Raw genomic sequence first — 13,372 nt, 5'->3', positions numbered from 1 at the left:
AATGCCCCTTTTGCCCCCTTGTTCGGTCGGTAGGGTCGCAGCAGGTTCAGCCCGGTGGGGGCGGCTTTCACGTAAGACAATGGGGCCATGGCACGCGGCAAGCTACGGATATATCTCGGCGCGGCACCGGGCGTCGGCAAGACGTACGCGATGCTGTCCGAGGCGCACCGGCGCGTGGAGCGGGGCACGGACGCCGTCGTGGCGTTCGTCGAGCATCACGGCAGGACCCGTACCGAGGTCATGCTGCACGGGCTGGAGCAGATCCAGCGCCGCGAGCTGGAGTACCGTGGCGCGGTTTTCACCGAAATGGACGTGGACGCGGTCCTGGAACGCGCGCCGGCCGTGGCGCTGGTCGACGAGCTCGCGCACACGAACGTCCCCGGTTCGCGCAACGGCAAGCGCTGGCAGGACATCGAGGAGCTGCTGGAAGCCGGGATCGATGTGATCTCGACGGTGAACATCCAGCATCTGGAGTCACTCGGGGATGTCGTCGAGTCGATAACGGGCGTGCGGCAGCGGGAGACCGTGCCGGACGAGATCGTCCGCAGGGCCGACCAGATCGAGCTTGTCGACATGTCGCCCCAGGCGATCCGCCGTCGTATGGCGCACGGCAACATCTACCAGTCCGACAAGGTGGACGCCGCCTTGTCCAACTACTTCCGGCCGGGCAACCTCACGGCGCTGCGTGAGCTGGCACTGCTGTGGGTCGCCGACCGGGTGGACGAGTATTTGCAGGAGTACCGGGCGGAGCATTCGATCCGCTCCACCTGGCAGGCGCGTGAGCGCATCGTCGTCGGACTGACCGGGGGGCCCGAGGGCCGTACGCTGATCCGCCGCGCGGCCCGGGTGGCGGCCAAGGGGTCGGGCAGCGAGGTGCTCGCCGTCTACATCGCCCGCAGCGACGGGCTGACCTCGGCCTCGCCGAAGGAACTCGCCGTCCAGCGGACGCTGGTGGAGGATCTGGGCGGCACCTTCCATCACGTCATCGGGGACGACATACCGAGCGCGCTGCTGGACTTCGCGCGCGGGGTGAACGCCACCCAGATCGTGCTGGGGTCGAGCCGCCGCAAGGCCTGGCAGTACATCTTCGGGCCGGGTGTGGGGGCGACCGTCGCCCGCGAGTCCGGGCCCGATCTCGACGTGCACATCGTCACCCATGACGAGGTCGCCAAGGGCCGGGGGCTGCCGGTGGCGCGCGGTGCGCGGCTGGGGCGGACCCGGATCATCGCCGGCTGGCTCGTCGGCGTCGCCGGCCCGGTTCTGCTCTCGCTGCTGCTGACCGGGATCGGGAACGGTCCCGGTCTGGCCAACGACGTGCTGCTCTTCCTCTTCCTGACCGTGGTGGCCGCGCTGCTCGGCGGGCAGCTGCCGGCGCTGGCGTCGGCAGCGGCCGGCTCGCTGCTGCTGAACTTCTACTTCACCCCTCCCACCCACACCCTCACGGTGAGCGACCCCAAGAACCTCGTCGCGATCGTGATCTTCTTCGCGGTGGCCGTCTCGGTCGCCTCCGTGGTGGACCTCGCCGCCCGCCGCACCCACCAGGCCGCCAGGCTGCGCGCCGAGTCGGAGATCCTGTCGTTCCTCGCGGGCAGTGTGCTGCGTGGTGAGACGACCCTGGACGCCTTGCTGGAGCGGGTGCGGGAGACCTTCGGCATGGAGACGGTGGCGCTGCTGGAGCGGGCCGGCGACGTCGAACCGTGGACCTGCGCGGGCCGGGCCGGCAGTGACCACGGCACGCCGCTGCTGCGCCCCGAGGACGCCGATGTCGACATGCCGGTGGGCGACCACATGGCGCTGGCGCTGACCGGCCGGGTGCTGCCCGCGGAGGACCGCCGGGTGCTGGCCGCGTTCGCCGCCCAGGCCGCCGTCGTACTGGACCGGCAGCGGCTGGTGGGCGAGGCCGAGCGGGCCAGGGCGCTCGCCGAGGGCAACCGCATCAGAACGGCGCTGCTGGCCGCGGTCAGCCACGACCTGCGGACCCCGCTGGCCGGCATCAAGGCCTCCGTCACCTCCCTGCGCTCCGACGACGTCGCCTGGTCCCCGGAGGACGAGGCGGAGCTGCTGGCCGGGATCGAGGCGGGCGCCGACCGGCTGGATCACCTGGTCGGCAATCTTCTGGACATGTCCCGGCTCCAGACCGGCACGGTCACCCCGCTGATCCGCGAGACCGACCTCGACGAGGTGGTGCCGATGGCGCTCGGCGGCGTGCCGGAGGACAGCGTCACCCTCGACATCCCCGAGGAGCTGCCGATCGTCGCCGTCGATCCGGGGCTGCTGGAGCGCGCGGTGGCCAATCTCGTCGAGAACGCCGTGAAGTACAGCCCGGACGGCGCGGTGGTGCTGGTCTCGGCCAGTGCGCTCGGCGAGCGGGTGGAGCTGCGGATCGCCGACCGCGGCCCGGGCGTGCCGGACAGCGCCAAGGACCGGATCTTCGAGCCCTTCCAGCGCTACGGCGACGCTCCGCGCGGTGCCGGCGTGGGCCTGGGGCTGGCCGTGGCGCGCGGCTTCGCGGAGGCGATGGGCGGCACGCTCGCCGCGGAGGACACCCCCGGAGGCGGAATGACGATGGTCCTCACCCTCCGGGCCGCCCCCGGCGGCCCGCAGATCACGCCCGACCTCCCCGCCCAGGCCACGACATGAGCCGGGCCGCACGGACCACCTTCCCCCCACGCCCGGCGGGCCCGCCCCGCCGGCAGACGACACCACGAGGAGAACGCCAGTGAACCGGGTGCTTGTGGTCGATGACGAGCCGCAGATCGTCCGCGCCCTCGTGATCAACCTGAAGGCGCGCAAATACGAGGTCGACGCCGCCCCCGACGGGGCCACCGCGCTCAAGCTCGCGGCCGCCCGCCATCCCGATGTCATCGTCCTGGACCTCGGCCTGCCCGATATGGACGGCGTCGAGGTGATCAAGGGGCTGCGGGGCTGGACGCGGGTGCCGATCCTGGTGCTCTCCGCGCGGCAGACCTCCGACGAGAAGGTGGAGGCGCTGGACGCCGGCGCGGACGACTACGTCACCAAGCCGTTCGGCATGGACGAGCTGCTGGCCCGGCTGCGGGCGGCGGTGCGCAGGGCCGAGCCGACCGGTCCTGCCGACGCCGAGGTGATCGTGGAGACGGAAGGTTTCTCCGTCGATCTCGCCGCGAAGAAGGTCAACCGCGGCGGCCGGGACATCCGGCTGACCCCCACCGAGTGGCATCTGCTGGAGGTCCTGGTCCGCAACGCGGGCCGGCTCGTCAGCCAGAAGCAGCTGCTCCAGGAGGTCTGGGGGCCTTCGTACGGCACGGAGACCAACTATCTGCGGGTGTACATGGCCCAGCTCCGCCGCAAGCTGGAGAGCGATCCCTCGCACCCGAAGCACTTCATCACGGAGCCGGGGATGGGGTACCGCTTCGAGCAGTGAGGCGGCGGCTTCGGCCGGGCCCGCAGGCCCCCGCGGCCGGGCGCGGCTTTGTGAGGCGGGTGCGAACTCCGTGTGCGGGCCGTGATCCCGGAACCCGGCCACCGGTACGCTGGGGCTATGAGTGCTGGGACCCGTTCCGAGAAGCCGGCCGGTCGCTTCCGCCGGCTGCTCGACAGGCTGTCCTCCTCCGAGGAGGAGTTGCAGTCCGCCGAGCTACAGCAGGATGCGCAGGACGCGGGGTGCACCCGTATCTGCGACTGCGACGACCGGCAGATAGTGAAGGTCACCGGCACCCTGCGGCATGTCACGCTGCGGCCCCGTGCCGGTGTGCCCGCGCTCGAGGCGGAGCTGTTCGACGGCTCCGCGGCGCTCGACGTGGTGTGGCTCGGACGCCGCTCCATCGTCGGGATCGAGCCGGGCCGCAAGCTCATCGCCTCGGGCCGGGTCTCCCTGAGCCACGGACGCCGGGTGCTCTTCAATCCGAAGTACGAACTCCGACCGCTCGGACAGGAGTAGCCGGTGACGTCTCACGACCGACCGACCACTGACGCGGATGCCGCCCCCGATGCCTCCGCAGACCCCACACCCGTTCCGCCCGACCAGGGCGCCCAAGGAGCCGCCGACGGCAGGCAGGTGACCGAGGCGGCGCTGTTCGAGGCGTTCGGCGGCGTGCGCGGCATGGTGGAGACCGTGGTCCCCGGCCTGCTGTTCGTCACGATCTTCACGCTCAACAAGGACCTGCACATCTCGGCGATCGCCGCACTGGCCGTCTCGCTGGTGCTGGCGGCGGTCCGCCTGATCCGCAGGGACACCGTCAAGCACGCCTTCAGCGGCGTCTTCGGCGTGGCCTTCGGCGTGGTCTTCGCGATGATGACCGGCAACGCCAAGGACTTCTACCTGCCGGGCATGCTCTACACCCTCGGGCTGGCCCTCGCCTACATGCTCACCACGCTCGCGGGTGTCCCGCTGATCGGGCTGATCCTGGGGCCGGTGTTCAAGGAGAACCTCTCCTGGCGCACCCGCAACCCGGGCCGCAAGAAGGCGTACGCCAAGGCCAGCTGGGCCTGGGGACTGATCCTCTTCGCCAAGTGCGCGATCCTCTTCCCGCTGTACTGGTGGGCGGACACCACCCAGCTCGGCTGGGTGCTGATCGCGCTGAAGATCCCGCCGTTCCTGCTCGCGGTCTATCTCACGTGGGTCTTCCTGGCGAAGGCCCCGCCGCCGATCGACGTCTTCGCGGAGATGGAGGCGAAGGAGAAGGCCGAGCAGGAGGCGGAGGAGCGGCGCCGCGGCGAGCGCGAGGTGCTCGACCGGGTGGCCGACGACCTCTACCAGGGCATGGCGGCCGAGGCCGCCGAGGACGCCGCCAGCGAGCGGCCGCGGCGGGCCCGTCACCGGCGCTGACACACCGGCGGACGGCACGCACACCAACGCCGGGGGCCCGGGAACCGTTTGGTTCCCGGGCCCCCGGCGTTTGGTGTCCGGCCGGTGGTGCGGCCCCGGCGGCGGACGGCCGCCGTGCGCCGCGTGCCCGGCGGACCGCCGGACGGTGCTACGCGTCCTCGCGCCGCATCGACAGCAGGTCCTCCAGCTGCTCCTCGCGCGACTGGGCCGCGACGAACAGCAGCTCGTCGCCGGCCTCCAGCGCGTCCTCCTTGTTGGGCGTGAGCACCCGCGTACCGCGGATGATCGTCACCAGGGAGGTGTCCTCGGGCCACTCGACATCGCCGACCCGGGTGCCGGCCAGCGCGGCCTCCGGGGGCAGCGTCAACTCGACGAGGTTGGCGTCACCGTGGCTGAAGCGCAGCAGCCGTACCAGGTCACCGACGCTCACCGCCTCTTCGACCAGGGCCGACATCAGACGCGGCGTGGAGACCGCGACATCGACGCCCCAGGACTCGTTGAACAGCCACTCGTTCTTCGGGTTGTTGACCCGGGCGACCACCCGCGGCACGCCGTACTCGGTCTTGGCGAGCAGCGAGACGACGAGGTTGACCTTGTCGTCGCCGGTCGCCGCGATGACGACGTTGCAGCGCTGGAGCGCCGCCTCGTCGAGCGAGGTGATCTCGCAGGCGTCGGCCAGCAGCCACTCCGCCAGCGGCACCCGCTCGACCGAGATGGCGGTCGGCGCCTTGTCGATGAGCAGGATCTCGTGCCCGTTCTCCAGCAGCTCGCCGGCGATGGAACGGCCCACCGCGCCGGCGCCCGCAATCGCGACCCTCATGCGTGCGCCCCCTCAGGACCCGTGGCGAATGCCGCTTCGACCTTCTCGACCTCGTCGGTGCGCATCATCACATGCACCAGATCGCCTTCCTGGAGCACCGTCTGCGAGGTCGGCAGCATCGCCTCGCCCAGCCGGGTGAGGAAGGCGACGCGGACGCCGGTCTCCTCCTGGAGGGTGCTGATCTTGTGTCCGACCCAGGAGGCGGCGGTGTGCACCTCGGCGAGCTGGACGCCGCCGCTGGGGTCCCGCCACAGCGGTTCGGCGCCCGACGGCAGCAGCCGGCGCAGCATCTGGTCGGCCGTCCAGCGGACGGTGGCGACGGTCGGGATGCCGAGACGCTGGTAGACCTCGGCGCGGCGCGGGTCGTAGATACGGGCCGCCACATTCTCGACACCGAACATCTCACGGGCCACCCGGGCGGCGATGATGTTGGAGTTGTCACCGCTGGAGACGGCGGCGAACGCGCCCGCCTCCTCGATACCGGCCTCGCGCAGCGTGTCCTGGTCGAAGCCGACGCCGGTCACCCGGCGGCCGCCGAAGGACGAACCCAGGCGACGGAACGCCGTCGGGTCCTGGTCCACCACGGCGATGGTGTGCCCCTGGCTCTCCAGGGTCTGCGCAAGCGCGGAGCCCACGCGCCCGCACCCCATGATGACGATGTGCATGCTGATTACCCCGTGCCCTGTACTAGCGCGCTGACCTGCACAAACACCCTGCTCACTACTTTCTTCTCCCAGTACCGGCGACACGGAGCCACGGCTCGTGACAGGACCGGGCGCGTCAGCGGGGGCGCTGGGCGCACCGTGGTCCGGTACAACCGTAGCCGTAATGGCGCTCCTGGTACGGGGCGCGGTGGGCCGTGGTCGGATGCGGATCCGCCCCGTCCGCGCGACGGCATCCCGCGCCGTGCTGCGCCGTCCGGCGCCCGTAAGGCAGGCTACGAGGTGTGCCCAACCTGCCTCTCCAGCCCCAACAGGGCTACTGCACCCCGCACATGGTGGTCTGCGGCGACGATGCCCTGGCGCATCGGCTCGCCGCCGAACTCCGGGACGTCTACGGCGAACGGGTGACGCTCGTCGTCCCCTCCGCCCGCGAGCGGCACCGCCCCCGTATTCCGCCACCGGCCCGCGCCCTCGAACGGGCCGGCGCGCTGCTGGGCCGGGTGTCGGCGGCGATGACGCGTACGACGCCGCTGCCGCCCGAGGAGGCCGCCGACGGCGCGGAACCGCCGGAGGAGACCGTACGGGTCCTGGAAGCGGCGCAGCCGGATGACGCGGCGCTGGCCGAGGCGGGCATCGTCGAGGCGGGCGCGCTGGCGCTGGTCTATGACGACGATGAGCTCAATATCCACGCCGCGCTGCGCGCCCGCCGGCTCAACCCGCGGCTGCGGCTGGTCATCCGGCTCTACAACCGCAAACTCGGCCAGCATCTGGAGGAGTTGCTCGACCAGGCGGCGGCGGTCGCCGCACTGGGCACCGAGGACGCCGGGGACGCGGAGGCCGACGACGCGTCCACGACCGTGCTGTCCGACGCCGACACCGTGGCCCCCGCGCTGGCGGCCACCGCGGTCGCCGGGACCAGCAAGGTCATCGAGGCGGACGGGCTGCTGCTGCGCGCTGTGGAGCGTGCGCCGGTGCCTCCGGGGCGGCCCGGCGGTCCGGGGCTGTGCACCCTGGCGCTGCTGTCCGCCTCCGCCAATGACCCGGCGGAGGCGCCGAGTTCGGCTCGCGGCGACGAGGGGCCCGTGCTGCTGCCGGACGACGCCGCGGCAGCGGAAGCCGTCGGCTGCGGCACCGTCGTCCTGGAGACCGTCTCCTATACGGGGCGGCCGGTGCGCCCCCGCGGACTGCGCGGCCGGGGCGCGCCGCTCGCCTCGCTCTTCTCCCGGCGGCTGCGCTGGTCCCTGGCCGGGGTCGTCGGCGCGGTGGTGGCGCTCGCCGTCGCCGGGTCCCTGACCACCGGCGAGGATCCGGTGCACGCCGCCTACCTCTCGCTGCTGGACCTCTTTGCGATCAACGAGCCGGCGATCCACGATCCGACGCCCCGTAAGGTGCTGCAACTGCTGTCCGGGCTGACCGGGCTGTTGCTGCTGCCGGTGCTGGTCGCGGCGGCGTTCGAGGGCCTCGGCACCTTCCGCAGTGCCTCGGCGCTGCGCCGCCCGCCGCGCGGTCTGTCGGGTCATGTGGTGCTGCTCGGCCTCGGCAAGGTCGGCACCCGGGTACTGGCGCGGCTGCACGAGATGGGCATCCCCGTGGTGTGTATCGAGGGGGACCCGGACGCACGGGGCATCGCGCTGGCCCGCCGGCTGCGGGTGCCGACCGTACTGGGCGATGTCACACAAGAAGGTGTCCTGGAAGCCGCGATGATCGAGCGGGCGGCCACCCTGCTCGCCCTGACCAGTGAGGACACCACCAATCTGGAGGCCGCCCTCTACGCCCGCTCGGTCAAGCCGCGGCTGCGGGTCACCCTGCGGCTGTTCGACGACCGGTTCGCCACGGCCGTCTACCGCACCCTGCGCGCCGCCCATCCGCGGGCGCTGACCCGGAGCCGGAGCGTCACGTATCTGGCCGCGCCCGCCTTCGCCGGCGCGATGATGGGCCGGCAGATCCTCGGGGCCATCCCGGTCGAGCGCCAGGTCCTGCTGGTCGCCCGCGTCGAGGTACGCGGCCATACGGCGCTGGAGGGCCGCACGGTCGCCGAGGTGCTCCGGCCGGGGCGGCTGCGGGTGCTGGCGGTCGACACGTCCGCCCCCGACGGCCCGGAGACGGACGGCACGCCCGCCGCGGCCTCGCCGGACGCCGAGCGCGAGCCGGCGCATCTGGCGCACGAGCTCGGCGACGGCTATGTCCTCCGGCCGCAGGACCGGGTGCTGCTGGTCGCCACCCGGCAGGGGCTGGGCGATCTGCACGCCCGGCGTCCCCGGCCCGCGGGCGCCGTGGCACGCCAGGGGTGACTGCGGTGACTGCGGCAGCGACGTCCCACGACCTTCCAGCCGTCCCACGACCTTCCACATGACCAGGCCATGACCCGTCACGGTCACCTCACTGTGACCCGCACGTCGCGCTCCGTGACGGGTGACGTCAATTCGTGACGGGCCTCGTCATTCTCGTGACGGCTCGCGTCATCTCCGTGACGAATCCCACGGGGGACGGGCTGCCGGGGACATGCCGTGCGCCCGACGTGCGGATCTTGTGGAGGCGAGGGGGTGCGAGGCCCCCTCAGCAGGCCGGACGCGCCCCGCTCGCGCCGCCGCGCTCCCCGTCCAAGCCACCCGTTCCGGTAGCGGGTGGGCTTAGGCCTTGACGAAGGCTTAGCATCCTCTGCGTGTCCAAACTGACCGACGTGCCCAAACGGATCTTGATCGGGCGCGCACTGCGCAGCGACAAGCTCGGGGAGACCCTGCTTTCCAAGCGCATCGCACTCCCCGTCTTCGCCTCCGACCCGCTCTCCTCCGTGGCCTATGCGCCGGGCGAGGTGCTGCTCGTCCTGTCCGTCGCGGGTGTGTCTGCGTACAACTTCAGCCCCTGGATCGCGGTCGCGGTCGTGGTGCTGATGTTCACCGTCGTCGCGTCGTACCGGCAGAACGTGCACGCCTACCCGAGCGGCGGTGGTGACTACGAGGTCGCCAACACCAACCTCGGCCCCAAGGCCGGTCTCACGGTCGCCAGCGCACTGCTCGTCGACTATGTACTGACCGTCGCGGTCTCCATCTCCTCCGGAGTGGAGAACCTGGGCTCCGCGATCCCGTTCGTCGTCGAGCACAAGACCCTGTGCGCGGTCGCCATCATCGTGCTGCTGACGCTGATGAACCTGCGCGGCGTCAAGGAGTCGGGCAAGCTCTTCGCGATCCCGACCTACGTCTTCGTGGCCGGCGTCTTCATCATGATCATCTGGGGTGTGATCCGCGGCGTCGTCCTGGGCGACACCATGAAGGCCCCCACCGCCGACTTCACCATCCACGCCGAACAGGGCGGCCTGGCCGGCTTCGCCCTGGTCTTCCTGCTGCTGCGGGCCTTCTCCTCCGGCTGTGCCGCGCTCACCGGCGTCGAGGCGATCTCCAACGGCGTCCCGGCCTTCCGCAAGCCGAAGTCCAAGAACGCCGCGACCACCCTGGCCCTCATGGGCGGCCTGGCCGTCACCATGTTCTGCGGCATCATCGGCCTGGCCATGGCCACCCACGTCAGGATGGCGGAGACCCCCGCCAAGGACCTGTTCGAGAACGGCAAGCCGCTCGGCGCCGGCTACACCCAGGACCCGGTCATCTCGCAGGTCGCCTCCGCGGTCTTCGGCAACGGCTCGTTCCTCTTCATCGTGCTCGCCGCCGCCACCGCCCTGGTGCTGTTCCTGGCCGCCAACACCGCCTACAACGGCTTCCCGCTGCTCGGCTCGATCCTCGCCCAGGACCGCTATCTGCCGCGCCAGCTGCACACCCGCGGCGACCGCCTGGCGTTCTCCAACGGCATCGTCCTGCTGGCCGGCGCGGCCGCGATCCTCGTCTACCTCTACGGCGCGGACTCCACCCGCCTTATCCAGCTCTACATCGTCGGCGTCTTCGTCTCCTTCACGCTCAGCCAGATCGGCATGGTCCGTCACTGGAACCGCCACCTGCTCACCGAGCAGGACCCGGCCAAGCGCCGCCGGATGCACCGCTCCCGCGCCATCAACGCCTTCGGTGCCTTCTTCACCGGCCTGGTCCTGGTCGTCGTCCTCCTGACGAAGTTCACCCACGGCGCCTGGGTGGCGCTCCTCGGCATGGTCATCTTCTTCGTGACGATGTCCGCGATCCGCCGCCACTACGACCGGGTCGCCGACGAGATCGCCGCCGAGGAAACCCCCGACGACGACGTGGTCCGCCCCTCCCGGGTGCACTCCCTCGTCCTGGTCTCCAAGGTGCACAAGCCCACCCTGCGGGCCCTGAACTACGCCAAGCTGATGCGCTCCGACACCCTCGAAGCGGTCAGCGTGGACGTGGACCAGGCCGACACCAAGGCCCTGCGGGAGGAGTGGGAGCGCCGCGGCATCGAGGTGCCGCTGAAGGTCCTGGCCTCCCCGTACCGCGAGATCACCCGGCCGATCATCGACTACGTCAAGTCGCTGCGCCGGGAGAGCCCGCGCGCCGCCGTCTCCGTCTACATCCCGGAGTACGTCGTCGGCCACTGGTACGAACACCTCCTCCACAACCAGAGCGCCCTGCGCCTCAAGGGCCGGCTGCTGTTCACCCCCGGCGTCATGGTCACCTCCGTGCCCTGGCAGCTGGACTCCTCCGAGGCCGCCAAGCTGCGCGCCCGCAAGCGCGCGGAGTGGAACGCCCCGGGTGCGGTCCGCCGCGGACCGGTCGCCCAGCCGAAGAAGGAAAAGGCGGCCACGAAGAAGTAGGCGGGGCGTGGCTGCCGGGCGGGACGGCGACCGGGCCAGGGGTGCGGGCAGCACAAGCCCCGAGAGGTGCGGGCCACACACAAGCCCGCGAGGGCGCGGCTGCCGGGCAGGACGCGACGGGCTAGGGACGCGGGCGGCGCAAACCCACGAGCGGTGCGGGCCGCGCCACCCGCCGCGGGGCACGGCTGCCGAGCAGTCCGTAGGGAGGGCACGCCCCTACGGGTCACGACCTCCACGAAGCACGGGGCAGTGCCCCCTACGGGCACCACCTGGGCGAATCACAGGGCCGGGGCATGACACGGTGGGACGTAGACTTGACGGTCGGCATCCCGCCGTACCGCCCCGGCACCACCCACCTCAGGAGCCCTCCCGCCATGCAGGCAGAACCGAAGAAATCGCTGGTCGGCGAGGAGTACGAGGTCGAGGTCGGCCCTGTCGCACACGGCGGCCACTGCATCGCCCGCACCGACGAGGGCCAGGTCCTCTTCGTACGGCACGCCCTGCCCGGCGAGCGCGTCACGGCCCGGGTCACCGACGGTGAGGAGGGCGCCCGCTTCCTGCGCGCGGACGCCGTCTCGATCGACACCCCCTCCAAGGACCGGGTCGAGGCCCCCTGCCCGTTCTCCGGCCCCGGCAAGTGCGGCGGCTGCGACTGGCAGCACGCCGCCCCCGGCGCCCAGCGCCGCCTGAAGGCTTCGGTCATCGCCGAACAGCTGGAGCGGCTGGCCGGGCTGTCGCCGGACGACGCCCACTGGGACGGCACGGTCGAGCCCGCCCCCGGCGACAAGGTCGCCAAGGGCGAGGTGCCGGCCTGGCGCACCCGCGTCCAGTACGCCGTCGACGCCGACGGCCACGCGGGCCTGCGCAAGCACCGCTCGCACGACGTCGAGCCGGTCACCCACTGCATGATCGCCGCCCCGGAGGTCTCCGAACTGGGCATCGAGAAGCGCGAGTGGCCCCAGATCGCCACCGTCGAGGCAATCGCCGCCACCGGCTCCCACGACCGCCAGGTCATCCTCACCCCCAAGCCCGGCGGCCGCCTCCCGATCGTCGAACTCGACAAGCCCGTCTCCGTCCTACGCATCGGGGAGAAGGACGAACAGGTCCACCGCGTCCACGGCCGCCCCTTCGTCCGCGAACGCGCCGCCGGCCGCACCTGGCGGGTCGGCAACGGCGGCTTCTGGCAGGTCCACCCGAAGGCCGCCGACCTCCTCGTCGAGGCCGTCATGCAGGGCCTGATGCCCAAGAAGGGCGATATGGCCCTCGACCTGTACTGCGGCGTCGGTCTCTTCGCCGGCGCCCTCGCCGAACGCGTCGGTGACAAGGGCGCGGTCCTCGGCATCGAATCCGGCAAGCGCGCCGTCGAGGACGCCCGTCACAACCTCCAGGACCTCGACCGCGTACGCATCGAGCACGGCAAGGTCGACCAGATCCTGCCCCGCACCGGCATCACCGACGTCGACCTCGTCGTCCTCGACCCACCCCGCGCCGGCGCCGGCAAGAAGACGGTCACCCACCTCGCCTCCCTCACCCCCCGCCGCATCGCCTACGTGGCATGCGACCCGGCCGCTCTGGCTCGCGACCTCAAGTACTTCAGCGAGGCGGGCTACCGACCGCGACGGATGCGGGCGTTCGATCTGTTTCCCATGACCCACCATGTGGAGTGCGTCGTGGTGCTGGAGAAGGCGACTAAGGGAGCCTGACCTGCGGCTTGCCCCGTGCGCGCTATGTGCGCATGGGCGACGCGGCAGAACGCCGCCAACAGCCGTCCTTGTGGTGAGCACGCCGCAAGCCGTGGTGCGGCGTGGTTCCGCGGTCGGTCGGGTGCACGGCGCAACCCTCGGCGCCTGGTGCCTGGCACTCCAGTGCCAGGCACCAGGGCGCTGGCACCTCCAGTAGGGGAGGCGTGGTCCAGGGACTAGGGCGCCCTCTGGTCCTATGAGGAACAGCTCTTGAGGCGTCTCAGGCGGTGCCCTCGTCTGTATGCTCCAGCTCTTCCGACGGGGCCGCCGAGATCGACGAGGCACTGTTGGCCGCGGCCGCGGCCGCAGCGGCGGCGCTCGGCGCACCTTCTGGACAGCGGCGAAACCCTCAGCTGAGGGGGAGGACAGCACCAACGCTCAATGCGTCCATCACGGTCCCCCTCGCAGGCGGCCTACCGTTGCGAGTGCGCCGATCCGGGACAGACCATCGCAATACGACTGCCTTGTGGGTGCCCCAGTGGCCAGGTGGTCCGGTGACCTTGCGGTCCGGGACAGCTCGAACCATCGCGGACGTGCCCCCAAGTCGTGCCGCACCCATCGGATCGTGTAGGTTCTTCGAGTTGCCACGGAGCCGACAGGCCCCACGGCAGCCATCCCGCCGCTTGA

General features: G+C 71.5%; 9 protein-coding genes. 7 read left to right on the top strand and 2 right to left on the bottom strand.

Features of this window, described 5'->3' with window-relative positions:
• Positions 1–87: 87 nt before the first annotated feature.
• From M8I34_RS40480 to M8I34_RS40465, 4 genes are all read left to right on the top strand, one after another.
• Complete coding sequence (locus M8I34_RS40480) at positions 88–2,640, top strand: sensor histidine kinase KdpD (protein ID WP_250058075.1); 2,553 nt, start codon at positions 88–90, stop codon at positions 2,638–2,640.
• Positions 2,641–2,719: 79 nt separating this feature from the next.
• Complete coding sequence (locus M8I34_RS40475) at positions 2,720–3,403, top strand: response regulator (protein ID WP_030993540.1); 684 nt, start codon at positions 2,720–2,722, stop codon at positions 3,401–3,403.
• A 117-nt stretch (positions 3,404–3,520) separates the two neighbouring features.
• Positions 3,521–3,919, top strand: a complete 399-nt coding sequence (locus tag M8I34_RS40470) for an OB-fold nucleic acid binding domain-containing protein (RefSeq protein ID WP_030088861.1) — start codon at positions 3,521–3,523, stop codon at positions 3,917–3,919.
• Positions 3,920–3,922: 3 nt separating this feature from the next.
• Positions 3,923–4,807: a DUF3159 domain-containing protein gene (locus tag M8I34_RS40465; protein WP_250058074.1), complete on the top strand. Its 885-nt coding sequence runs from the start codon at positions 3,923–3,925 to the stop codon at positions 4,805–4,807.
• Between the two features lie 148 nt (positions 4,808–4,955).
• Here M8I34_RS40465 and M8I34_RS40460 read toward each other — a convergent pair whose 3' ends face one another.
• The gene (locus M8I34_RS40460) at positions 4,956–5,627 is read right to left on the bottom strand and encodes a TrkA family potassium uptake protein (protein WP_026170356.1); all 672 of its coding nucleotides are present in this window, start codon (positions 5,625–5,627) and stop codon (positions 4,956–4,958) included.
• The gene (locus M8I34_RS40455; RefSeq protein ID WP_018093582.1) at positions 5,624–6,292 is read right to left on the bottom strand and encodes a TrkA family potassium uptake protein; all 669 of its coding nucleotides are present in this window, start codon (positions 6,290–6,292) and stop codon (positions 5,624–5,626) included. Before M8I34_RS40455 ends, M8I34_RS40460 begins: the two co-directional genes overlap by 4 nt.
• Positions 6,293–6,621: 329 nt before the next feature.
• Here M8I34_RS40455 and M8I34_RS40450 point away from each other — a divergent pair, with 329 nt between their 5' ends.
• The 3 genes from M8I34_RS40450 (at position 6,622) to M8I34_RS40440 (ending at position 12,706) form a co-directional block, all read left to right on the top strand.
• A complete protein-coding gene (locus M8I34_RS40450) occupies positions 6,622–8,580 on the top strand; it encodes an NAD(P)-binding protein (RefSeq protein WP_250058076.1) in 1,959 nt (652 codons plus the stop codon).
• A 371-nt stretch (positions 8,581–8,951) separates the two neighbouring features.
• The gene (locus tag M8I34_RS40445) at positions 8,952–11,003 is read left to right on the top strand and encodes an APC family permease (RefSeq protein ID WP_250058073.1); all 2,052 of its coding nucleotides are present in this window, start codon (positions 8,952–8,954) and stop codon (positions 11,001–11,003) included.
• A gap of 374 nt (positions 11,004–11,377) precedes the next feature.
• Positions 11,378–12,706: a class I SAM-dependent RNA methyltransferase gene (locus tag M8I34_RS40440; RefSeq protein ID WP_030993529.1), complete on the top strand. Its 1,329-nt coding sequence runs from the start codon at positions 11,378–11,380 to the stop codon at positions 12,704–12,706.
• Positions 12,707–13,372 lie beyond the last annotated feature (666 nt).

It is taken from the genome of Streptomyces sp. MCA2, assembly GCF_023544705.1.
Taxonomy (GTDB): domain Bacteria; phylum Actinomycetota; class Actinomycetes; order Streptomycetales; family Streptomycetaceae; genus Streptomyces; species Streptomyces decoyicus.
This window is presented reverse-complemented; position numbering and strand designations above follow the sequence as displayed.